The sequence below is a fragment of the Streptomyces herbicida genome (genome assembly GCF_032656585.1).
Lineage (GTDB): Bacteria > Actinomycetota > Actinomycetes > Streptomycetales > Streptomycetaceae > Streptomyces > Streptomyces herbicida.
Map to the genome: position 1 here is coordinate 354144 of NZ_JAUYWJ010000006.1, position 22788 is coordinate 376931.

At 70.8% G+C, this 22788-nt stretch carries 18 protein-coding genes; 5 read left to right on the top strand and 13 right to left on the bottom strand.

Translation table 11 applies throughout. From position 1 onward, the window contains the following. Nucleotides 1–148 precede the first annotated feature (148 nt). The 13 genes from Q8A52_RS15950 to Q8A52_RS16010 form a co-directional block, all read right to left on the bottom strand. Nucleotides 149–820 (bottom strand): VOC family protein, encoded by a 672-nt coding sequence (locus Q8A52_RS15950; RefSeq protein ID WP_316752431.1) that lies wholly within the window; start codon nucleotides 818–820, stop codon nucleotides 149–151. After that, nucleotides 820–1923, bottom strand: a complete 1104-nt coding sequence (locus tag Q8A52_RS15955) for an NAD(P)/FAD-dependent oxidoreductase (protein WP_316752433.1) — start codon at nucleotides 1921–1923, stop codon at nucleotides 820–822. Before Q8A52_RS15955 ends, Q8A52_RS15950 begins: the two co-directional genes overlap by 1 nt. Next, a complete protein-coding gene (locus Q8A52_RS15960) occupies nucleotides 1895–2977 on the bottom strand; it encodes a hypothetical protein (protein ID WP_316752435.1) in 1083 nt (360 codons plus the stop codon). The genes Q8A52_RS15955 and Q8A52_RS15960 overlap by 29 nt, the downstream gene beginning before the upstream one ends. Next, nucleotides 2970–4238, bottom strand: a complete 1269-nt coding sequence (locus Q8A52_RS15965) for a metallopeptidase TldD-related protein (RefSeq protein WP_316752438.1) — start codon at nucleotides 4236–4238, stop codon at nucleotides 2970–2972. The genes Q8A52_RS15960 and Q8A52_RS15965 overlap by 8 nt, the downstream gene beginning before the upstream one ends. Further along, the gene (locus tag Q8A52_RS15970) at nucleotides 4235–6484 is read right to left on the bottom strand and encodes a lantibiotic dehydratase (protein WP_316752440.1); all 2250 of its coding nucleotides are present in this window, start codon (nucleotides 6482–6484) and stop codon (nucleotides 4235–4237) included. Before Q8A52_RS15970 ends, Q8A52_RS15965 begins: the two co-directional genes overlap by 4 nt. Further along, entirely contained in the window at nucleotides 6481–7953 is a 1473-nt protein-coding gene (locus tag Q8A52_RS15975) for a hypothetical protein (RefSeq protein ID WP_316752442.1), read from the bottom strand. The genes Q8A52_RS15970 and Q8A52_RS15975 overlap by 4 nt, the downstream gene beginning before the upstream one ends. Continuing rightward, nucleotides 7950–10295 carry a lantibiotic dehydratase gene (locus Q8A52_RS15980; RefSeq protein WP_316752443.1) on the bottom strand — a complete coding sequence of 782 codons (2346 nt, stop codon included), beginning with the start codon at nucleotides 10293–10295 and terminating at the stop codon, nucleotides 7950–7952. Before Q8A52_RS15980 ends, Q8A52_RS15975 begins: the two co-directional genes overlap by 4 nt. Further along, nucleotides 10292–12730 carry a lantibiotic dehydratase gene (locus Q8A52_RS15985; RefSeq protein WP_316752445.1) on the bottom strand — a complete coding sequence of 813 codons (2439 nt, stop codon included), beginning with the start codon at nucleotides 12728–12730 and terminating at the stop codon, nucleotides 10292–10294. Before Q8A52_RS15985 ends, Q8A52_RS15980 begins: the two co-directional genes overlap by 4 nt. Before the next feature lie 4 nt (nucleotides 12731–12734). Next, complete coding sequence (locus Q8A52_RS15990) at nucleotides 12735–14543, bottom strand: hypothetical protein (RefSeq protein ID WP_316752447.1); 1809 nt, start codon at nucleotides 14541–14543, stop codon at nucleotides 12735–12737. Then, complete coding sequence (locus Q8A52_RS15995; RefSeq protein ID WP_316752449.1) at nucleotides 14537–14752, bottom strand: ammosamide/lymphostin RiPP family protein; 216 nt, start codon at nucleotides 14750–14752, stop codon at nucleotides 14537–14539. The genes Q8A52_RS15990 and Q8A52_RS15995 overlap by 7 nt, the downstream gene beginning before the upstream one ends. Nucleotides 14753–14872: 120 nt before the next feature. Further along, nucleotides 14873–15550 carry an NADPH-dependent FMN reductase gene (locus Q8A52_RS16000; RefSeq protein WP_316752451.1) on the bottom strand — a complete coding sequence of 226 codons (678 nt, stop codon included), beginning with the start codon at nucleotides 15548–15550 and terminating at the stop codon, nucleotides 14873–14875. 34 nt (nucleotides 15551–15584) lie between these two features. Beyond that, nucleotides 15585–16184 (bottom strand): AfsR/SARP family transcriptional regulator, encoded by a 600-nt coding sequence (locus Q8A52_RS16005; RefSeq protein ID WP_316752453.1) that lies wholly within the window; start codon nucleotides 16182–16184, stop codon nucleotides 15585–15587. A 543-nt stretch (nucleotides 16185–16727) separates the two neighbouring features. Next, entirely contained in the window at nucleotides 16728–18227 is a 1500-nt protein-coding gene (locus Q8A52_RS16010; RefSeq protein WP_316752456.1) for a M1 family metallopeptidase, read from the bottom strand. Between the two features lie 310 nt (nucleotides 18228–18537). Between Q8A52_RS16010 and Q8A52_RS16015 the strand changes: the two genes are divergently transcribed. The 5 genes from Q8A52_RS16015 (at nucleotide 18538) to Q8A52_RS16035 (ending at nucleotide 22505) form a co-directional block, all read left to right on the top strand. Further along, nucleotides 18538–19695 (top strand): sensor histidine kinase, encoded by a 1158-nt coding sequence (locus Q8A52_RS16015; RefSeq protein ID WP_316752459.1) that lies wholly within the window; start codon nucleotides 18538–18540, stop codon nucleotides 19693–19695. Beyond that, nucleotides 19692–20351, top strand: a complete 660-nt coding sequence (locus tag Q8A52_RS16020; RefSeq protein WP_316752461.1) for a response regulator transcription factor — start codon at nucleotides 19692–19694, stop codon at nucleotides 20349–20351. The genes Q8A52_RS16015 and Q8A52_RS16020 overlap by 4 nt, the downstream gene beginning before the upstream one ends. Before the next feature lie 268 nt (nucleotides 20352–20619). Beyond that, nucleotides 20620–21213, top strand: a complete 594-nt coding sequence (locus Q8A52_RS16025) for a hypothetical protein (protein WP_316752463.1) — start codon at nucleotides 20620–20622, stop codon at nucleotides 21211–21213. 126 nt (nucleotides 21214–21339) lie between these two features. Beyond that, nucleotides 21340–21777: a helix-turn-helix domain-containing protein gene (locus Q8A52_RS16030; RefSeq protein WP_316752465.1), complete on the top strand. Its 438-nt coding sequence runs from the start codon at nucleotides 21340–21342 to the stop codon at nucleotides 21775–21777. A gap of 149 nt (nucleotides 21778–21926) precedes the next feature. Continuing rightward, on the top strand, nucleotides 21927–22505 hold the full coding sequence (locus Q8A52_RS16035; protein ID WP_316752468.1) for a hypothetical protein: 579 nt from the start codon (nucleotides 21927–21929) through the stop codon (nucleotides 22503–22505). Nucleotides 22506–22788 lie beyond the last annotated feature (283 nt).

The following is a 22788-nucleotide window of genomic DNA, read 5'->3' on the forward strand; positions in this document are numbered from 1 at the left end:
CGTCCGGCGGCCGTTCGCGTGGGGCGGCCCGGGAGCGAGCACTCCCGCCGCCCACCACCTTCGGCGACGTGCGGGCCGCGGACGGCCCGGATCGTACGGCCCGCCGGCGGGGAGCCCCCCACCCGCCGAGGGACCGGTCGTTCGCGGGTCACGGCAGCCGCACCACGGTCTCGCCCTCGGCGGTGTCGATGTGCACCGCGGCGATCCCCGGACCTGCCGCGGGATCGACGCTGACCGGAAGCCCTGCGAGTCCGGGCCACCGCCGCACCCACTCCTGCTGCTGCGCGGGACCGGTCACCACCTGCTTGAACGAGACGGGGCACACCCGGTGTCCGGCGGCCTTGAGGTCGCCCGCCACCCGGGCCGCACGCGTCTCGGTGCCGCCGTAGGCCAGGAAGAACGGCAGCACCCGGCTGCACCACGACAGCTCGAACGCGGCCTCGGCCCACGGCACACGGCCGCCGTCCGCGCGTACGGACTCGCCGTGGATCAGATCGGGATCGACCCCGGTGACCTGCTCCACCAGGAGAGCGGTGGACTCGATGTCCTCGGTGAGGACGGCCCAGTTGAGGAAGGCCGGCCCGTCCGCGGTCCGGTCGAGGAACAGTTGCCCGAAGCCGCTTTCAGCCAGCTTCCGCTCGTCGTCCGTGACCAGCAGCTCCAGATACTGAACCTCCGGCGTGTCGAAGGGCACGACCCAGCTCGCGGTGCCGTCCGGATTGGGACTGCCGTCGGTGACGCCGAACCCGTACCGCTCCCAGAGCAGTTCACGCAGCGGTTCGATGGTCCGCGCGCCGAGGATCACATGGTCGACTCGCATCACGCGGCACCGTCCAGCGCGTGGGAGGGGCACATGCTGTAGGGCAGGGCGTCCCAGTCGTCATCGACCAGCCCGGTCGCCAGGCCCTTGCCGGTGCATCGCGCGGAGAGCAGCCCGTGGCCGGCGTGGCCCGCCGAGACGAAGATCCGCTCGTGACCGGGCAGGGCCCCCACCAGGGGGCGGCCGGTGCCGGAGACGGGCCGCAGCCCGGCGCGCAGTTCCACGGGGACGGAATCGCCGAGCCCGGGCATGGCGGTGGTCGCGAACCTCAACAGATGGCCGATGCCCTCGGTGGTGACGTGATCGGCGAAGCCGGCGTCCTCCTCGGTGGCCCCGACGATGATGTCGTCACCGACACCGGGGGCGAGGTAGTAGGCGGAGGACAGGATGCAGCTCAGGTTCTCCTCGGTGCGCAGGACCGCCATCTGGCCGCGCTGCGGCCGGATTCCGGTGGACTCGGCGAGCCCCTTGCCGGAGCTCCAGGCGCCGGCGGTGATCACGACCCGGTCGGCATGGACCGTCCCGCCGTCGGTGCGGACCGCGACCGCCGCCTGTTCCGCGCTCACCTCGCGTACGGTGCAGCCCTGTTGCCAGGTGACGCCCTGGTCGAGACAGCGGCGTCGGACGGAGTCCAGATACCTGCGGCCGTCGATCATCAGCCCGTCCTCGTCGAGCAGATAGCGTCGGCTCGGAGGCAGTTTCAGACCCGGAGCAGCGGAGGCGAGCTCGTCACCGTCGACCCAGGCGCCGACTCCGATCGCATCCAGGACCTCGCCGTACGTGGTGGCATCGGTCTCGCGCAGCGCACGCAGGATCGGCCGTGCGACGCCGAACGCGCCGTACTCCGGCTCCAGTCGCGCCATGTCGGCGTCCAGATCCCGCTTGGCGGTCCGCAGCCAGTCGTAGAACTCCCGGTCGCCGAGATAGCGCAGCGAAGGTACCGCCACTCCGGCGGCGCGGTTGGTGGCATGGCCCGGCTCGGTGCCGGAATCGAGCACCAGAACCGACGCGCCCCGGCTGCTCAGTTCCTCTGCCAGGCACGCGCCGACGAGCCCGCCGCCGACGAGCGCGAAGTCAGGGAGTGATGACGGTGACGACGGCATGTCCTGCACCTTCCAGTTCGGCTGCGCCGGCGAGTACCAGCGAGCGGGTGGTCACGTCGCTGTCGCTGTGGACAGCCATGGGAGGGCCGGCCAGACCGCGGGCCTGGCGCAGCAGATGGACGGGTTTGCCCCGCAGTACGACGGAGAACCGGACGCCGGGCCGGTCAGCAGTCCTGGCCAGGCACTGAAGGCGTACGGTGCCGTCGGAGTGGTAGCGCTGAAGTCCTTCGACGCACCACATGAGTTCGACAGCGTGCGGTGGCGGCACAGCCTCCGGGCCACTGAGTTCGAGCCGGATCAGCTGCGGCGGCCGGAAGGCGGCGGAGTCGTGGTCCCAGACCGCGCGACCAATCGGGATGTCTTCGTCGAGCGGGGACGGAGGACAGATCCGTCCGGCGTCCACGAGCGTCGTGCCGTGTGCCGGGTTGCCGAGATCGTCGCAACCGTTCTCGGCGGGAGGCGACGGCAGATCGCGCAGGGTCAGTGGCGGCAGTGCGCGGCGGCCGGCGAGCCGGTGGGCGGTGGCCCGGCCGCCGCGCGAGGTCAGGGAGAAGGCCGTGCCGGCGATGAGCACGGCCGCGGGGGAAGGGTGGAGCACGAGCGGCCTCTCCCGCCAGTCGTCCGGCGGTGCTGCTGTGTCCGACTGCTCTGCCGGCGCTGCGAGTTCGTCCCAGGGGAGCGACTCCACCAGCGCGGACGGTTCACCGTAGGCGGCCGTGCCGAGGAGGACGGGGCCGTCGGCGGTCTCGACACGGGCCAGCAGTTCGGTTCGCCGCGCCAGCGGCAGTCCGTCCGCACCGTGCCACTGGCGGACCGTCGCGACCGCGCTCTGAAGCCCGGCCCTCGCCGCCGCTGCCCGGGCGGCGGCTTCGGTGAGCAGCAGCCTCGTGTCCTTGGCGGCCTCCTGTGCGACGGGCTCGCCGACCCGCCGGGAACCGGTGACCCGTCCGCGGGTGTCGCGATCCAGCCGCAGCGTGTCCAGTGACACGGTGAGCCGGGGCCCGCCGGGGGCGGGGGTGAGGAGACCGGAGGCGCGTACGCGCAACTCACGCATGGGCCACCGCCCGCAGACCGACCAGTCCCGCGGGGAGACGGAATCCCGCGTTGGCGAACGACACCAGCACAGGGAACTGCCCGAGCTTCCCGCAGCCGCCGGTGGCCCGTAGATAGGACTCCACCCGGTGGTCGTAGGGCCGCAGGCCCGCCAGCACCGTCGCCCCGTTGCCCGTCACCTGGAGGGGGCCGAGCCTGGCGACGCTGCCGTCGGCGCGGTGCAGCAGGGAGAAGGGGGCGCGGAACACGAAGGCGCCGGAGGCGATGTTCATGGTGTCCAGCCGCAACCCATAGGGTGCGATCCAGTCGCCCACGGGCCGCTCGAGCTCGGTTGCGGGCTCGATCCGGGCGGCCGTATGGGTCATGCGCGGGATGGCCGGGTGCCGATAGCTCTGCCGGCGCCCGTGTCCCGAGCCGGGTGTGCCGAGGCGGCCGGCGAGGGCCAGGTCCGTCATCGGCGGACCCACGGTGCCGTGGTCGATCAGACGGACCGTCCGGCACGTAGTGCCCTCGTCGTCGAAGGAGCTGCGGAAGCCGCGCTGCGCCACCTGACCGCCGTCGATGACCGACAGCCACGGCGGAGCCACGCGCTGCCCTGCACGGGCCCCCAGATAGCTGGTGCCCGAGGCGACGACGTCGGCTTCCATGGGATGGCCGACGATCTCGTGGAAGAAGGCCCCCGCGAGGCCGGGAAGCAGCACGAGGTCGGCGCCGTCCGGCAGTTCGTCGGCGAGGGGCAGCACAAGCCTCTCGCGCATCGCGTCGGCCGTCCCCGCCACCGCTGCCCTCAGCGGCGCCACCCCGTGCACCTCCCCAGGCGGGTCGCACAGAACCGACCGGGCGTGAACGCGCCCGTCCTGGCCCGTCAGCCGTATCTCCACCGTCGTGACGATGCGTTCCGTGGCCCGCACCTGCTCCGGGCCGCCCGCGGCGACATGCTGCTGGGCCACGCCGAGAGTGAGCCCGGCGCCCGTCTCGGCGGCGATCGCGGCGAGTGCGGTGTGGAGTCCGGCCGTGACGGAGAACACGGGCCTGTCCTGAGTTTGGCGCATCCTCTCGGCGGCAGTGGCGCCGACATCGTGGTGCCTGTACTTGAGCAGATCGTCGTCATCCGCGAAGCGGTGTTCGGTGAACCCCTCGCCCAGGTGCCGCTCGATGCTCATGCCCCGGGCCGACAACTGCTCGGTGGTGGTCGTGCCATCGGGCAGGACGTCGGTGCGCAGGCGCAGGGAGTGCTCGGCGAAGAGCGTCGTGTGCGTCATGCCCGCTCGCTCCTGCCGATGATCTGCATCCGGAGCTCGCTGGTGTACCGCCTGCCTTCGGCGTCCCGCAGCCACAGTCCCTCGGGTCCCGGATTCATCCGCTCGACGCCCAACTCGTCGGCGCCGCGCGCCACATGGCTGATCAGGTCGGCGGCCAGTGGCGAGGCGAGGTCGATCAGGTACGGCTTGCGTTCGTGGGCACTGCGGCAGAACACGAAGCGGCCTTCGGTGCGGCGGGCCAGCCGCCGCAGCTCCAGGAACCGCGCCGACGGCTCCGGAACGGTCAGCGCACCGGCCGGAACCTGCCACCGGGAGCGCTGCAACACCACGGAACCGACCTGGACTTCGGGCTGTGTGCCGTCGGCGGCGAAGCTCGGATGCAGCACCTGCGGGTGCGAAAGGGCGGCGACCGGTGCGTACTTGACGAAGTCGCTCAGCGGAACGTAGGCGGTCACCGGCCGGCCCTGCGGGTCCCGGAGGGTGATGGCGTCGGGTGTGATGGAGACCCGTAGGTCCTCCGGCTTCATCAGGTCCTCGCGGCCGTGGTCGGTCCACGTCGGCGGGCGCATCGCCACCTCGGGTCCGGGGAAGCGGTAGTAGCCCTTGTTGCGGCGGCCGAAGTCCAGGCCGACGACCGCGTCGTCCTGCTCGGCGGTCCACGCGGCGGCGTCCGCGCCGAGCCGCTCCGGATCCGGGTGCATGGTCCCGAGCCAGCTGTGGACCAGCAGGTGGTGGTGGGCACGGGAGAGCACGAGCGCGGCGGCGTCGAGGTCCGAGGAGTCCGCCGCGCTCGGGCACAGGTCGACGACCGCGTACCGGTCCCCGTCCAGAGCCTTGGCCTCCGCGGTCAGCCGCTCCACCTCGCAACGCCAAGCGGCGCCCGGATAGCTCGGGGCATGCGTCGCTTGGAACGTGCTGGTGGAGTCGGCCCGGTTCTCCGCCGCGCGGGTCGCGTAGTCAAGGAGATCCAGTTCCACGGCGGGCCTGCCGGGGCCGCCCGCGAAAGCGTCACGGACCGCGGCCGTCGCCGCGGCCTGTGTGGCATGGCCGTGCGCCACGCACACCTCCATCACCGGTGCGAGTTGCTCCTCCCAGCGCCGGATCAGTTCGGCGCCGAGCGCGAGGGAGAAGGGGGAGGCGCACTCTTCGAAGAACACCGCGCGATCGGCGTAGGGGGCGCCCGCGCCGCGGCGCGCGGGCCTGCCGGTGATGCCCGTGAACAGCTGCTCCAGCGCGTCCACTGTCGTGGCCTTGCGCTCGAGCGGCTGCTCGGCCAGATCGCGGAGCAGACGGGAGAGTTCGGCCAGACGGCCGAGCCACCGCTCACGGGCGGGTGAAGCCGGCAGGGCGGCAAGCTGCTCGCTCAGGGTCGTGAGCGGGTACAGGTCGTATTCGCCACCGCCGAGGCCGATGGTGACGGCCTCGGTGGCCACCAGACGCATCAGCGTCCGGGCCACGTCCCGCGCCGGTTGTCCCGCCGCCAGGACCAGATCGCGGAACACGGTGCCCTCCGGGGCGACCAGGGACAGCAGCGGCTCCTCGGACCGGTCGCCACGGCCGGTGGAGTGGAAGGCGAGATGCGGCAGGATCCCGGGATCCCGGGCGATGGCGGTGCTGAGCGCTCGTGCCGCCCAGTGGGAGAAGAAGACCTTCCGGGTGCGGGTGACGTCGGCGCGCAGTTCGGCTCCGTCGCCGGCACGCACCGAACCGTAGGCCATCGGTCCGAAGAAGCTGACCGTCTCGTTCTTCGCGCAGAACCGCTGCACGTACGTGTACATCTGCCGGCGCACCCGGCGCCGGCGGGACGTCAGCGGACCGTCGTGTGCCAGGAGCGGCAGCAGCATGTTGCGGTAGGCGTCCGGGTTGGACAGGAACACCGCCTCCGAGATCTCGGGAGTCGCCAGCAGGTCCCGCAGTCGCCTGCCGGCCTCCTCGTCGGCCACCTGGTAGGCGAGGACGTAGCGCTGCCGCGCCCGCTCCCAGGCCTTTACCGCCTCGGACCAGCCGGGCCCGGCCGACTTCAGCAGCTGCCGCACGCGTCCGCGCTGAACATCGGCCCGGATCTCCTGGTTTCGCCGACCCGCGAAGCGGGCGTCCACCAGTTCCAGCACGGTGCGTTCGTGATCGAGGACCTGGTCCGCCAGTTCCAGCAGGGAACTCGTAGCCCCCAGTTCCTCCAGCCAGTCGAACGGCATGCCCGCATGGCGCAGGATGAACTCCCGTCCGATGCACCATCGTCGGCTCACTGTGCCCTCCGCATCACACCAGCCCGGACCAGTTGGCCGGAGAGTTTCGTACGGGTCGTGTCGCTCAGCCGGTCCAGGACGGTGGCGTCGCCCGATGCCAGCCGCTCGACGACGGGCGCCAGCCTCGGATGCAGCCGGAAGGCGCTTCCCGTCCTCAGGTTCACCACGAAGGAACCGGGCCCTTGGCCGTCCGGTCCCTCGCCTTCGTCCGCGACGACGACGGCGGACGGTTCCCACACCGGCGCGGGGGCCGTGTGGGCGAGGACGCAGCACGCGAACCGGCCCGGATACAGGTCGGTCTCCGCGCCGAATTCGGCGTTGAGCGCGCCGAGGACGGCGTCACGATCGGTCTCGCCGAGGGTGTCCGGTGCGCTGAACCGGTCCCAACGCGCCAGATCATGGCCCGTGACGGCCCGCGTCAGCGGCAGCCCGTCCCAGGACTCGGGGACGTCGTGGCAGTCCGCGGCACGCAGCCGGAAGGGGCTCAGTCCCGCGAGTCGCGGTCCCGGGCCGGACGCCAGCCGCTTGGCAGTGGCCCTGGTCTCGTCGGCGCCGACCCCCGGGGCTCCGACGAGCAGCTCGACGGCGAGCGATGCCTCGTCGGCCAGTTCCACGACCGGTTCCAGGTCCGTGCGCGTGCCGTCCGCACTCGTCACGGCGGACCAGGACTTCAGCCGGGCCACGGTCAGTGCCGCCCCGCGGCATCCGCGCCACGCCTGCGTGGGCAGCAGTGCCGCCTGATCGGGTTCCAGCCATCCGGCCCAGACGCTTCCGGGCCGCCAGTCGGAGGCGCGGCGCACCCAGTGCACGGGCGTGCCGTCCGTCGTCCACTCCTTGCGCAGACGCCAGGACGGCACCCAGTCGTCGAAGCCGGTGGCCGCCGAGAACGGGTGCAGTGCAGCCAGTGCCGTCCGGTGAGCGCGTACGAACCGCCCGCACAGTACGACCCGTTCGGCGCCCAGCACTTCCATGAGCGCAGCAGCCGCGGGCAGTTGCTGATCGGTCTCGACCAGCAGGTGGACACGTTGCCCTGGAGCATGGTCACGGGCACGGTCGGCCTCGGCGCCGAACAGTGCGGTTCGTGCCGCCGCGGAGACGACGTCCGCGCCGCGCTCGGTGGTGCCGTCGACGATTTCGACGTCGTCCGCCGCGAGCCGCAGCGCCGGGTCGTTCTCGCCGGACAGGCGCATCGCGACACCCATCGCCCGCAGACGGGCAGCGTCATGGCGATCGGTACGAGCGGTGATGGCGACGGCCGCGCGGAGGAAGAGGGCCTTTGTACGGCGCCCGGCCGGATCGTTCCCGTCGAGTTGCCCGAGGTCGTACGCGGCGGCCAGCGACCGCAGGTGCCCGGCGCCGGTGATGCGGCTCGTGAACTCGCGGTTCAGGTCGAGCGGTTCGTCCGTCGGGTCGAGGAGCGGTTCAAGACTCGGATCGAACAGCGGTGGGATGACGACATGCCGTGTCATCGCTCACCCCCGCCCCGCACGTACACACAGCGCAACTCGGATGCGAAACGCAGCTCACCGTCGCGGAGCCAGGCGTCCTCGGGCGCCGGGAGCGCCTCGGAGACGGCAAGCCGGTCGGCGGTGCCCGCAAGCCGGGCCAGGCCCTTGAGCAGTTCGGGGCTCGCGGTGTCCACGTACACCGGTTTGCGCTCGGCCGGCGACTTCACGAAGAACCGGTCGGGCAGGCCGCGTTCGCGCACCAGACGGGCCGACTCGAGGAGCCGGTCGGCCTCTCGCCGGCTGCTGTTGGCCTCCAGGACCGCGGGGCTCTCCAGCATCCAGCGGCGTCGCGAGAAGACCACGTTGCCCCAGCGCAGCCGGGGAACATGAGGCAGGTCGGGAAGGATCGGACGCCGTATGCGTGGCAGCGCGAGCGCGGTGTGCACGGCGGTGTCCAGCTCACCGTTGTGGAAGAGGAGGCTCTGCTCCGGGTGGGCATCGCTGCGCAGCACGACTCGTTCGCCGTCACTGTCCAGCCACAGCTCGTCCAGCCCGACCCGCTTCCGGTCCACGCCGGCGGTGCCGCCCAGTTCGAGCACGACGCCGGGGAACTCCAGTGGTGGCAGCCCGGTCGTGCGCCGCGAGATCACATTGACGGAGATCTGGTCGCCCAGGGCTTGGCGCACGGCGGCATCACGTTCGGCCAGCAACTCGGGGGAGTCCGGGTGGAACTGCAGCGCCCAGGGGGTCAGCAGCGCGGCGTCGTGGATGTCGCCGAGGACCAGCGGAGTGATCCCGGGGCGGTAGGCCGCCAGGTCGGGCGTTGCGATCAGGACGTCGATGGAGCACAGGACCGGTGCCTCGGGTGCGGGCGGCGTGGACAGCAGCCCGGCGACGTCGAGTTCGGGAACGTCGTCGCCCATGTCCGCGAGGATCGTGCCGAGTTCGGCCTCGAGGCGACCGCCGGGTTCGATGTTCAGTCCGGCGCAGACGCGCAGGGCACGGACGAGCGGAATCCGGCCGCGGCCAAGCCTTGCGGCGACCGCCCGGTTGGTGCGGGCCCGGGTCAGTTCGGCCTCGTGGGCCAGCAGATCGAGGACGGGCGCGACCGCTCCGCACATGTCGCGGGCCAGTCGGCCGCGGACGTCCAGGTCGGCCGTGCCTACGGCCGCTTCGTGGACGATGACCCGGTCGTTGTAGAAACGACCCCGGCTCGTGGGGCCGCTGTCGACCGGCAGCAGCGACTCCAGCTCGGCCTGGAGGGCCAGCTTGCCGGCAGGAGGAGCCGAAGGGTAGCCGTCGAGCAGGTCGAGCACCTTGACCAGCAGCGCCCGCACTCCTGCGGCGCGTTCCGCCGTCACGGGATCCGCGGCGTCGATGTGCTCCAGTGTCCAGCGCAGCGGATCGACCACCGTCGACGGCGGGCACAGCGTGTGGGTGAGCACCCCCTTGGCCACGCCCGCGCGGAACGCCACGACCATCTGGGCCTCGGCCGCGCCGGCCGTGGCGGCAATGTCGGCCACCGTGCGATTCCCGTCAGCGGCCCGGATCAGGAGGGCGCCGGGTTCCGGGCCCTTGGGCAGGCGCGAGACGGTCTTGCGTACCGGTGTCAGCCGCGCGGCCAGCGTGTCGTCGTCCAGCAGCATCGCCTGTACCGCGTCATTGACACGGGCTGCGGTGTGCGCCTGGCGGACCCGGATCTCCCGGTGGCCCTCCCAGGTCAGGGTCGTCGGCGTGTCGGCGCCGGGGTCCACCCTGCCGTAGTTGATGGGCCCGAAGAAGCTCATCGTCTCGCTCTTGGAGGCGAGCCGCTGCGCGTACGCGGCGAGTTGCCTGCGGATGCGGCCTCCCGTCGCACCCCGGGCCAGATCGCGGTGGACGGCGGGGGAGGAGCACACGATGGCGTCGTTGACGCGTGCATCGGTACGGATGCCTGCCAGAGCCTCCTCGACGGTGGCGGCGTCGGCGTCGACGGTCGAGACGAGCCGCTCCCGGGCCTCGGTGACCTTCTCAGTCACGTCGTTCCACTGGGCCAGCCAGTCCGCCGGGAACGTCTCCGAGGGTGGCAGGGGCCGCAGATTGCGCAGCTTGCTCTGCTGGCCCCGGGCGAGCCGGCCCGAGGGGTGCAGCCGTGACGCGACTTCGGCGGCCTGCTCCTCCAGGGCGGACAACTCGGTGAGAAGGCCACGGGTACGTTCGTAGGCGAGACTCTCGACCAGCTGCCAGGGGAACCCGGCGCTGCGCAGTACGACGGTCGGCAGCAGCGTCCAGTGGGGGCGTTCCGGGGAACTCCCGGTGGAATCCCTGGAACTCGCAGGTCCGGTGGAATCGGCGGAACCGGTGGAACCGGCGAATTCACTCACGACGACGCTCTCTTCATGGCTATCCGGAACTCCGAGGTCACGGGCTTTTCGCCGTGGCGCAGCCACAGCGCGTCCGGGGCGGGTCGCATCTCCGCGAGCGACACGCTCTCGTCCTCGCCGGCCAGCACCATCGCGACCAGCGCGTCGACGGCGACGGGGTTGTCCAGATCGATCCCGACCGGCTTCGGCTCATGGGCCATGGACGCGAAGCAGAACCTGGGCAGGCCGTGGCGTGCCCGGAGGGACTGGACGGCGAGGAAGGCGGCCGCGGGGTCGCGTACGGCCTCGATGCCGAGGTCGGCGCGGCCGAACCACCAGCGGGCCCGCTGGACGATCAGGTCGCCCACCACGATCCGTGGGGCGAAGTTCCCGAGCCTGACCAGGGGAAGTGCGACACCCGGTGCGGCGAAGGCCCGTAGATGGACATGGTCGTCCTCGCCCGCGTAGAGGGTCAGTTCACCGTTCGCCGTGCGCAGTCGCGGCGTGCCGTCGACGAGGACGGCCGTCAGATCCGTGAGCGGCACGGTACGTTCGCGGTCGTCGGTCGCCACCGAGGTGATCTCGACGAAACGTCCGGGGAACCAGTCGGCGACCAGCCCCTTGTGCCGTCTGCGGCGGATGACCGTGGCCAGCCGCTCCCGGCCGCCCCACGGCTCCAGTCCCGAGGCGAAGTCCTCCAGCATCCGGTCCTGTTCGTCGCTGAACAGGCCCTGCGAACCCCAGGCGAAGACATACGGGTGCAGTTCGCCCAGGACCAGCAGTTCCCTGCCGTCCGGACCGCTCTCCAGCATCAGATCCGGACTGACGAACCGGTCACGGCCGGGCTCGGGCGCGAGCCCGGCAAGTTCGGCCGGGGCGAGCCGGGACTCATGCCCGTGCACATGAGCCCGGACCAGCTCTGCGTACGTCCGCGTGAACTCGGCGAGCGGGCCTGCCTGGGCAGCGAGTCCGCCCGCCTCGACGGATGTGTGCACACGGCGGATCAGCTCGTCGTACGGCATGGAGTCCGTGCCCGCCGATCGCATGATCTCGGCACACAGCTCACGGGCGGCGCGCTGCTGGAGTTCGCCGTAGCGCGCGGCCACATCCAGCACCGGTGTGAGCTGCTCCTCCCAGCGCCGTGCCACGGCCCCGCCGACCACCACCGGGCTCTGGTCGCCCTTGGCGTCCAGGGACACCACGAGCCGGTCGGCGTACATCCGGCCGGCGGCGCGGCGGGCGTCGACCCCGGTGAGTGCGGTGAAGCACTCCTCGACCCGGGCCAGGGCCTCGGCACGCTCGCGGTGACCGTCGGCCGCCGCGTATGCGGCGCACAGTTGCCGCAGTTCGCGCAGCCCGACAGGCCACGCCGTGCCGTCCGCGTAACGGTCGGCCCAGGAGACCAGCCAGTCCAGCGGACGCGCCGTCGTGGACGGCGGCTCCGGCCAGAGGCGTACGGCGCCGGCCTGGCGCAGCCGCTCCAGGATGCGGCGTGCCTCCGCGACATCGATGTCCGCCAGCGCGGCGAGCTGGGCGACGGATCGCCGTCCGTCGACGCTGTCGGCGAGCTTCCACCCCGTACCCGAGAGCCGGACCTGACGTCCGTCCGTCAGCCGGACCGTCCCCGAACCGGGTTCGGCGGCACTCTCCCGGCGGCAGGACGGCATCCAGGTCACGGGCGGGCGGTCCTGGACGTCCGGATCGGTGCCGACGCACCGGGCGAGCTCGCACACTGCCCAGAACGCGGCCTGTGCCTCCAGGAAGTGCACCCCGGAGTCCGTCTCGGTGCCCAGGGCGATGCCCTCGGCACCGCGATCGATCCTGCCGTGGACCAGCGGCCCGAAGAAACTGGTCGTCTCGTTCTTCGCACCGAGCCGCTGACCGTACAGATAGACCCGGCGGTAGAAGGACCGGTCCTTGGCACGGTTGCGTCCCGCCCCGCTCTCCCGCTGCTTCCAGCTGTCGATCCAGCGCACCACCTCGGTGTGGAACGAGGGCGACAGCTGCAGCAGGGCGTCGCACACCCGTTCGTCCCGGAGCAGGTCGCGGACCCGTTCCGGCCGCCGCAGCACCTCCGCGGAGAGCGCGTCCCCCAGACGTCGGGCGGCCGTCTGCTGCGCGGAGTGCGCCGTACGGTAGTCCGCAACCGCAGTGTCGAGCCCGGCGGCCGAAGGGCTCTCCTCGACGGACAGCCTGCGGCCCGCGAGGCTGCGCAGCTTCGACAGCGCACGCAGCAGCGCACGGTCGGCCTCCCGGTCGGCCCGGGCGACAGCCTTGGCGATCGCCTCCTGCAGCCGGGTGCGCCGCTCCTCGAACCGCACTGCCGCCTCGCGGTAGTTCTCCGCGGCCGCGAGTGTGGCCCCGTCACCGAGTGCCGTCAGGAGCTCGATACCGAAGCCCGCTCGGCGCAGCAGCAGCCGTGGATACAGCTGCCATCCAGTCGATTCGTCCGTCATCGCCTCAGTCCTGAAAGTTGATCAGGTCGAACGGCCGGTTGAGCTTGGTGCGCGGCTTCGGCAGCAGCGCGGTCAGCTCACCGCCTTCGGCGACCGTCTTGGCGAGAGCGTCGGCGTCACCGGGCCGGGTGAGACTGAGCGCGGCGGTCGTGGCCACGGCACGGGAGGTGGACACGGAGCCCGAGGTCAGGGCCTGACCCGCCAGTGCCAGTGCGATCCGGTACGGGTCACCCAGCAGCCGGGCGACACGTTCCGCACCCTCGTACTGCTCGCGGGCCGTCTCGGTGTCTCCGGAGGTTGCATGCAACATCCCGAGTTCGAGCCGGACTTCGGTCTCGTGGAAGAGGTCGCCCAGTCCCGCCGCGTTGACGAGCGTGGTGTCCAGGTCCGCCAGCGCGGCTTCCCGCTCCCCGACCAGCAGACGCAGACCGGCGCTTCGGTAGGAGTGGTGCTTGACGAAGGCCGCGTTCGCCGCGCCGGTGGCCTGCTTGAACTTCTCCCAGGTCCCGAGGGCCGAGGTGTGTTTGCCCGCCTTCTCCTGCAGCACACTGATGTTGGAGTACAGATTGATGCGCAGATGGGCGGAGCTGGCGTCGGTGAGCCCGGCCATGCACGCGAGCGCCTGCTTCTCGTGCTCGAAGGCCGCCTTGAGGCGACGCTCGGAGAACAGGGTCAGCCCGCGCAGATTGTGCAGCCAGCCGCGCTCGCGACGTATGCTCTCGGCCTCGCCCTGCCGTTCCCTGACGACCTCGAATCCCTGCTCCACCTCGGCGACGGCATCGGCCAGCCGTTGCTTGCGCTTGGAGAGGGTGAGCGCGGAGTACAGATGCGACTGGGCGCGGATCTCCGGGGAGAGCCCGTCGGCTCCGTCCCGCATGGCACGGAAACAGGCGACCGCCGTGTCCTGGTCACCGCGGAACCCGGCCTGGATGCCGATCACCTTGAACAGGAACGCGCGGACATCGGCGGTGCCCCGCAGGATCGCCGTCTCGAACTCGATGGCGTGGACGAGCTCTTGCTCCGGCTCCGCCTTGGCGAGCAGCTCCGGAATCCGGGACTCGGGGATGCCGGACAGCAGAGCGAGGGCCTCGTCGGCGACGGCCGCCATGCCCTCCCAGTTCGCGGAGAAGAACGCCCTGCGGCAGTAGGCGAGCGCGGCCGCCACACGGTCGACGGCCGAACTCTCGCCGTCTCGCGCCCGCAGATACAGCTCGCCTTCCTCGGACACCGGAACGAAGCCCGTGTCACGCTCGGTGCCCAGGTCCATGACCAGGTCGTCCTCGGTGACACGCAGCCCCATGCGGCGCAGGCAACGTACCCGCTCTCCGCGGTAGTCGGCGTGACCGCCGACCGTGCCGCGTACCGACGTCGGTTCGTGCAGGAGCAGTTCGGCGCCCTCGACGACCTGAGCATGTTCCACGGCCCGCATGAAGCCGCGGAGCGAGGACAGATCGGTGCCGCCGATCCCGCTCACGAGCAGCGGTCTGCCCAGTTGCGAAGTGCCGGCGCACAAGGCCGCGGCGGCCACCGACAGCGCCCGGTAGACCTGCTCGCTCTCCCGGTGCAGACGCCGCTCGGAGGGCGCGAGGGCGATCTCCTCCAGCGGTGTTGTGCCGGGAGCGGCCTCGGCGGGGAAGAGCTCGGCCCACTCCGCCGGATGGCGAGAGGCGATGTCGCCGAAGTCGGCTCCCTCGGCACGCAACGCGCTGAGAGTCTCCCGCAGTCCCGTATAGGAGGCGGCGGGACCGGTGTTCACATCGACCCGGACGGCGCTGCCGTTGGCAGGGGCCGTCTCGCCGGCCGGCCTCACCATCGAGCGGACTCGATCGCGGCGAGGGCCAGCGGGGCGATCTTGTTCTCGACCTCGTCCAGGTCGAAGTCGACGTCGTCCAGGTCGTCGAGACCCTCGAGCTCGGTGTCCTGGGATTCGGCGTCGGCGGGTGCGTCCTCGGTACGCACGTCTGCGGCCGGTACGCCGACTGCGTCCTTCTCGGTCTCTGCGGACAACGTGGTGTCTTCCATGGAAGCCCTCCTGTTTGGGCATGGTCGGTCGGGGCGTGCGCAAGGTCCCGGAAAAGGGCAGCCGGAACCAGGGAGTTCAGGGAAAGAGCGGAGAAGAGGTAGGCCGGGCGCGGTGGCTCGTCAGCGGGCAGCGGCCCGCATCCGCGTCGGTGGCTGCATCCGTGCGAACTCGACCACCTGCTCGCCGACGATCGCCAGTTGTGCCGCCATCCGCGCATCCGCGCTGGTTCCGTCCGGCCTGAGGACGGTCTCCTCCGTGTTGACGGTGACGCCCAGGGGGGTGGGCCAGCCGCGCAGGGCGTGGACCACCGAGCGCAGTCCCGCCAGGGCGGAGGCGCCCTGTGTGCCCTGTGCGGTGACGAGGCACCCGACGGCGCGGCCGTGGAGATAGGGGCGGCGGTCCTCGCGGAGGTCCTCGATGTAGTCGAGTGCGTTCTTCACGAGTCCGGACATGCCTCCGTGGTACGCGGGTGTTCCGATGACCAGGCCGTCGGCGCGGGACACCGAGTCGACGAGTCGCCGGGCCGCTGCGGTGCGCTCCGTGTCTCCGGGTGAGTAGAGCGGCAGTTGGAGTTCGGCGGCGCCCAGCATGAGGATGCGGGCACCGGCGGAGGCCGCGGCCAACAGGGTCGCCGTGACCGCCCGCTCCGTCGAGGAACCGGGCCGGAGTGTGCCGCCGATGCCGACGATCAACGGTCCGCCGTCGCCGGACGCGCTTGCGCCGATCTCTGCCGCGGAAGAACCCGGACCTGATTGCGTCTTGAGCACGGTCCCACCAACGTCCTTGGTCAGGTGCATGGTTGCGAGTCTAAGAAGGCCGGTTATGGGTGGGTTACGTGCCGGGTCGCGAGGCAGCCCGGGACTTGCGGACGCCTGTCATCCGCTGGAAGACCCGCTGCGTGTCCGCGCTGATGTCGATGCCCAGTTCGCCGGACATCCGACGACGGCACAGGTCGTACCAGGCCTTGGCCTGGCCCAGCTGACCCAGCTCACCGTGCACCTGTATCAGGGTCCGGTAGACGTCCTCCTGGTACGGATCGATGTCCAGAGTCCGCCGGCTCAGGGCGATCACCTGAGGAAGGTCGTCCCGGCACAGGGCGTCCCGCAGCAGGTATTCGGCGGCTCCCAGAGCCAGTGATCGCAACGAGTCCTGTTGTTCCCGAGCCCACTCGGCACTCAAGCCTTGCAGGAAGTCCCCGCTGTACAGCTCCAGGGCCCGACCGTACTGCTCGACGGCCGTGGCCTGGTCGTCACGGGCGGCGGCCCCATGGCCGTTGTCGCACCGCTGCTCGAACTCGTCGGCGTCCAACCACATGTCATAGGTCTTCAGGGTGTATCCGCAGTCGTCGAAGAGAATCTCAGCGGCGGGCTGCTCTCCCGGATCGGATGCCGCGCCGAGTATGTGCTGTACCGCGTGCTTGGCGACCTTCACGGAACTCGACCGTGGAGAGCGTGCACGGTCCGGCCAAAGCGCGGCGTACAGCTCCTCACAGTCAACCACCCGGCTTCTATTGACCAGTAAGTAAAGAAAGAGGTCACGTGCTTTGCCTGCTCGCCATCGTCTGACTGGGTGCCCTTTTGTCTCGAGTGAAAAGCTGCCGAGGCAGCGGACAACAATCCGTTCGGAAAGGTGAGAAGTCATCAGGACCTCCTTCTTTTTGTGCAGCAGAACAGTGACACTCAACGCTGTGGACAGTGAAATGAGATCCGTGGAACGGATATCAGGATCGGGTTGTGACCCGGTCTCTGAACGGCGCGGCTCAGTACATACGGTGGCGATCACGAACGCAAGGCGGACACGCGCCGTGAGACCTTGCCCACACCCTTCTCCAAGGTGGATTACGTGCCGAGCGAATCAACCGAAATAACAGGCACCTGGTGCCGAAAGATTTGGACCTTACGGTGTGGAGATCTGGCCACGGCTCGGCGCCCGCTGATGAAATCGAATGGCACCACCGAGGAGCGCACTCTTGCGTCACGAGTGCCAGTCGGCGTGCCCCGGCATTGGGGGAACCTTCTCGGCGTACAGCCAGGAACGCAGGAAAGGACCCAGGTCGCGGCCGGTGACGCGGCCGGCGAGCCGGATGTAGTCGTCGGTGCCGGCCACGCGGTCACGGTAGTCGCGGATCCAGGCGCGCTCGATCCGCTGGAAGTCGGCTTCGCCGACCTTCTGCCGCAGGGCGTACAGCGTCAGTGCTCCGCCCTGATATGCGGTCCAGCCGTACGGCGCCATCGCCCGGGGCTTGAACGCGCTGGGGCGGGGTGCCGCGATCGGCCCCAGCTTGCGGAGGTTGGTGTTCGCCTGCCGGTACAGCTCGTGCATGGACTCCTTCAGGTCGCCGCTGTGCTCGCGGGCACCCCACAGCTCCTGGTAGTAGATGGCGTGGCCCTCGTTCAGCCACAGGTCGCTCCAGTGGCGCGGGGAGACGCTGTTGCCGAAGTACTCGTGCGAGATTTCGTGTTCCACGACACTGTCCGTGCCGTTGTTCGCGAACTCCTCGGGAGTCAGCTCGTCGATGGCCAGGGTGGTCAGGGACTGTGTCTCCAGTTCGCCGCCCATCGGTGTGGCGTAGACCCCGTAAGTGCCCAGCGGGAAGCCGGCGTTGCCCAGGTGTTCCTCCAAGAACCGGATCGCCTTCGGGACCGTCTTGTCCAACTGCGGTTCGATGGCGCGTGCCTGGTCGGTGGGGAGCGCGTAACGCAGCTCGATGCCATGCGGTCCCTGGCGGTGCACGACGGTGAAGGGACCGACGCCGATCTGCAGGAGTTCGGTGGCGAGCTTGCGGCGGCTCTCGAAGCGACGCGTGGTGTACGCGCCCGCGCGCCGGGTGGCTGTGAGGTCGCCGTTGGCGATGGAGTTCAGCCGCGAGGGTGCGGTGATCGTGATCGTTGCGGGGGCCTTCTGGGCCGGGTGATCGGCGAGGGCGGCGATGCGGTGGGCCCCGGAGGGCTGGTTGAGGGCCTGGATCCACGAGCCTTGGCGGAACAGGCCAACTGCCGAGCCGGTTCCGAGCTCGGACACTCGCTGCGCGTTGAGGACGGGGGCCTGCACCCGGACTCGCACGGTGAATGCCGACCCTCGCGGCACCGGCACCTGAGGCGTGATGCGCAGCTCCTGGCCCGACCGCGACCATCGGGCCGTGCGGCCGTCGACGGTGACCTCGCTGACCGTGGTGCCGGCCAGGTCGAGGTTGAAGCGGGACAGAGGCTGGGTGGCGCGCGCCGCGATGGTGGAGGTGGCGGTGTAGCGCGTGAGGTCCTGTGTGAAGGCCAGGTCGAGGCCGTAGTGGCGGACGTCGTAGCCGCCGTTGCCGAGCCCGGGGTGGAGCCGGTCGCCGAGTCCGGCGCTGCCGGGCCGGGGCTTCTCCGCCGCTCGCGGAGCGGGGGTGGCGCCCGTCGCGGTGCACGCCGTCAGGCCGAACAAGGTGGCTGCAAGTCCCGTGGCGATGACGGCGGTTGATGAATTCCGTGACATGCGCTGAAGCCTCGCCCGCGGCAACCCTGCCCCGTATCGGCCGAGCGACCGGTCATCCGCCCCGGAGATCGGCCGGAAGGCCGAGAGCCGACCGCACCGGCCAGGCCTGGCGAGCGCCGCCATGGCAATCGAGGGACGGGTAAGGACCCACCGGCGCACGACGCCCTGCCTCGCCCCGCGTTGCTCGATCGGCCGCGCGGCCGGTGCACGGGACTTGTATCGGCCATTCGGCCGAGCTGACGCTCATGCCGTGCTCCGTAGGCTTCGAGACGTGGAACCCGAACTTCCTTTCCCACGGTCCGCCCGTCGCGTGATCACGCTCTCGCTCTGCGGCGGTCTCGCCCTGGTGTGGCTGCTCGACCTGGCGTCCTACTACGACCCGCACGACCACTGGGCGAACCGGCTGCCCCTCCTCTCCGGCCCGCTCGCCGCCGCCGCGCTCCTCTTCCCCGCCCGCGGGCCGGGCCCCGAGTGGCGTGCCGGTGCCCTGGCGCTGGGATCCCTGGCCCTCACGGCGGGACTGTGGGCGTACGGGCCGCTCGACAGCGGTACATGGGGAGTGCTGGAGAACGTCGCCCTGCTCGTGCTGCTCGCCCGGACCGCACGGCGGGTGGAGCGTCCGGCAACGGCCCTGATCCTGTCGGTCGGCCTCGCCGCCGCGGTCATCCTCGCGCCTTTGCGGCTGGAGCCGTACGCGGACACCGTCACGGCGTGCTTCCTGCTGACCCTCGCGGTGGGCGCCGCCGCCGGTCTCGCGTGCTATCTGCGACTGCTGGACGCCCGCCGGACGCGCGCAGTCGCCGCAGTACGCCAGGGCGAACGGCTGGAGCTCGCCCGCGACTTGCACGACTTCGTCGCCCACCACGTCACCGGCATCGTCGTTCTGGCACAGGCCGCGAGCACGATCCAGAAGACGGCGCCCGAACAAATCGAACCGATCTTGAAGAACATCGAGCAATCCGGTGCGGAGACCCTGGAGACCATGCGCCGCCTGGTGCGGGTGCTGCGCGAGGGGGAGCACCGCGGCGTCCGCCCCGGCGAACTGCTGCCCGAGCTGGCACGGCTCGTCTCCTGGTACGCCGAAGAGGGCGCCCGGGCCCAACTCGACGCGTCCACCGAGGCCCGCGCCGCGCGGCTGGCCCCTGAGGTGGAAACCTCCGTCCACCGGGTCGTGCAAGAAGCCCTGACGAATGTTCGCCGCCATGCCCCTGGCGCCGACGTGACCGTACGCCTTGATGTGGAGGCCGGTGGCGCGGGCACGGACGGCATGTGCCTGCGCGTCGACGTCCGCAACACGCTGCCCACGGTGCGTGCCGCCACCCCGGCGGGAGGACGTGGCGGCTTCGGTCTCATCGGCCTGGGGGAGCGGGTGGAAGCCGTGGACGGCACACTGCGCGCCGGGCCTACGGCCGAGGGCGGCTGGGAGGTGACCGCGCATTTCCCGGCCATGACAGGATCCCTCGCGTGAGCGATTCGGCGATCCGTGTGGTCATTGCGGACGATCAGGCGATGGTTCGTACGGGCTTCCACCTGATCCTCGACGCCCAGCCCGGCATCGAGGTGGTGGGCGAGGCCGCCGACGGAGCCGAATGCGTGGAGCTGGTCCGTCGGCTGCGTCCTGACGTGAGCCTCGTCGACATCCGCATGCCGAAGCTCGACGGGCTGGAGGTGACCCGGCTGCTGGCAGGTCCGGGCGTGCCCGACCCGCGGCGGGTCGTGGTGGTGACCACGTTCGACCAGGACGACTACGTGCACACCGCCCTGCGCAACGGCGCCTGCGGATTCCTGCTCAAGGACGCGGGACCGGGACTCCTGGTGGAGGCGGTCCGCGCCGCGGCGCGCGGCGACGCGCTGGTGTCTCCGGCCGTCACCGTGCGACTGCTCAAGCAGCTCGCCCACCAGCCGTTGCCGTCCGAGGTCGACAGCCCGCTCACCGACCGCGAGACGGACGTGACCCTCTTGGTGGCGGTCGGCCGCACCAACCAGGAGATCTGCGACCGGCTCCACCTCTCGCTGTCCACCGTGAAGACTCATCTGGGGAACATTCAGGCCAAGTTGGGTGTGCGCAACCGGGTCGAGATTGCGGCTTGGGCCTGGGAAACCGGAGCGGTGCGCTCCCGCTGACCCCGGGCTCTGCCGGAGTCCGGCGGCTTTTCTGCGGTCCTCTACCCGATCGATCCGGTGTGGTCAAGTCACGACTCATCGGAACGTGACCGTGCGATGCCGATGGGGCGTACTTGAAGTGCGGTCCTCACCGGACAGGAAATCCGGCGGGGAATCCAGAGAAGAAATCTGGAAGGGAGTGGCGGTTCCGGTGGGAACTGGTCCGCCGACCGCCGTCCTGAATTCCCGGGGCACGCAAAAGAGTCCCTGTATCGGTAGGAGAGAAACCATGACCCGTATTTTTCACACGCAGAACGACGGCCGTGCTAAGCGCCGGGGCTTCCGCCTCGCGACGCTCGTGGCCTCGGCCGCGGTGATCACCGGGGGCATCATCCTTCCGGCGTCCGCCGCGACGGCCGCCCCGATGCCCGCCACGGGCGTCGTGAGCTTCGTCCACGGCGGCGGTGCCGGCGGTGACGGCGGAGACGGAGGCGGCGGCCTGATCGGCGGCGGTGGCGGTTCCGGTGGCTCCGGTGGCGGCAGCGTCCTGGGCGTCGGCGGCAACGGCGGCAACGGCGGCAATGGCGGCAACGGCATCCTGGCCGGCGGTGGTGGCGGCGGCGGTGGTGGCGGTGGCGACGGTGTCATCGGCGGCAACGGCGGTAAGGGCGGCAACGGAGGCACCGGCCTGTTCGGCGGCAACGGCGGCGGCGGTGGTGGCGGTGGCGACGGTGTCATCGGCGGCAACGGCGGTAAGGGCGGCAACGGAGGATTCGGCGTCTTCCAGGGCGGCAATGGCGGCAAGGGCGGCGCCGGTGGGTTCGGCGTTCTGTTCGGCGGCCAGGGCGGCGGCGGTGGCGCCGGGGGCGGCAGCATCTTCTGACCGCTCCACCCGGTGGGGCGGAGGCCCGCGAGGCCTCCGCCCCCATTGATCAACGCGAGCGGAGTCGGGCAAGCCGGCGCAGCGCCCGCGAAACCCCATCCTCGCTCAAGGAAAACGGAGAACCCCATGTCCAGAATTCGCTGGCGGCGGCCGCTCGTCCTGGCAGTGGCCTCGATGGCCATCGCCACCGGCGCCGCGTGTGCCGCCCAGGCGTCGCCGGGTGTCACCCCGGGCGTCAGCCAGGTGGCCTCGGCCGACCATTCCCACTGCGGACAGGGCGGGGAAGGCGGCAAGGGCGGTGCGCCCGGTGAGCCGGGGGAGCCGGGCAAGCCCGGCGAGCGCGGCTGCTTCGCGTTGGGCGACCTGCCGGACAAACCCAAGTCTGAGCTCACGGTCGTGGACAAGCTACGGATCGTGCTGATCGTGGAGTCCGGGCAGGCGAAGAAGTCCGACGTCGCCAAGAAGTACAAGATCTCGGAGAAGGAGATCGACACCTGGGTCAAGCAGGTCCGCCAGGGCGACTGGGCCGCGCTGGTGAACCTGAATTCCCTCCTCGGCTCCTGAGAGGCATCCCAGACGCCCCGACTCGATGCGGGTCGGGGCGTTTCTGCCAAGTCCCGAATTTCTGCCCCGCGCGAGGCGTCATCGCCCGGATTCATTCAACGCAGCGAAATATGCCGCACGGAAAAAAATTCTTCGAAAAGGGAAACATCATGCGTGTGCGTTCTTGGAAGCTCCGTCTCGGTCTCACCGTCTCCACTGCGCTGACCGCCGGTCTGACGGCCGGAGCACTGGCGCCGACCGCGATGGCGGCACCGATGCCGCAGAGTCATTCGGCCGCGATGGCCGCCGCCCGGCAGCTTCCCGCCGAGGGCACCCAGCCGGGTGGCGGCGGGCAGATCGGCAGTGCGTCGTTCGGCTCCGTCACGGTGGGCAACGGCAGCCTCCGCATCGGCGACCAGGTGTGTGCGGGCAGCTGCAACGGGACCGTCAACGGGAGCAACGGGGGCAAGGGCGGTATCTGTGCCGGACTGTGCGAGGGCAGCGCCAACGGCGGTACCGGCACGACCGGCGCACCGGGCCGCGAGGGCGGCATCGGGGGCCAGGGCGGAATCTGCGCCGGGATCTGCGGGGGCAGTGCGAACGGTGGCACCGGCGGGACGGGCGGGGTCGCGGTGGGCACCGGCGACGGCGGTAAGGGCGGTAAGGGCGGCACCGGCGGGATCTGTCTCGGCCTCGGCTGCGAGACCGGCGGCACGGGCGGCAAGGGCGGCACCGGCGGCAGCGGCTGACCCCCATGCCCACGGGCCGGCGAGCCCACTGATCAGTCCCACGAATTGAAGAGAGCTGCACCAGGAGTCTGCGGCTGCCAGTAGCCGACCTGCAGCCGCTCCCCGGCGGGCCGAGCAGAGGTGTCCGCCTCCGAGGACGGCGACCGGAGCACTGACGCGGCCAGGACGGTGAAGCTGGTTTCCTCGGCGATGACGGCCGCTCATGCGTCACCGTTCCGACTCAATGACTCCGCGAGCGGACCATCTAGACTGATGGCCGGAATTGGGGAGCTTTGCGGCTGAT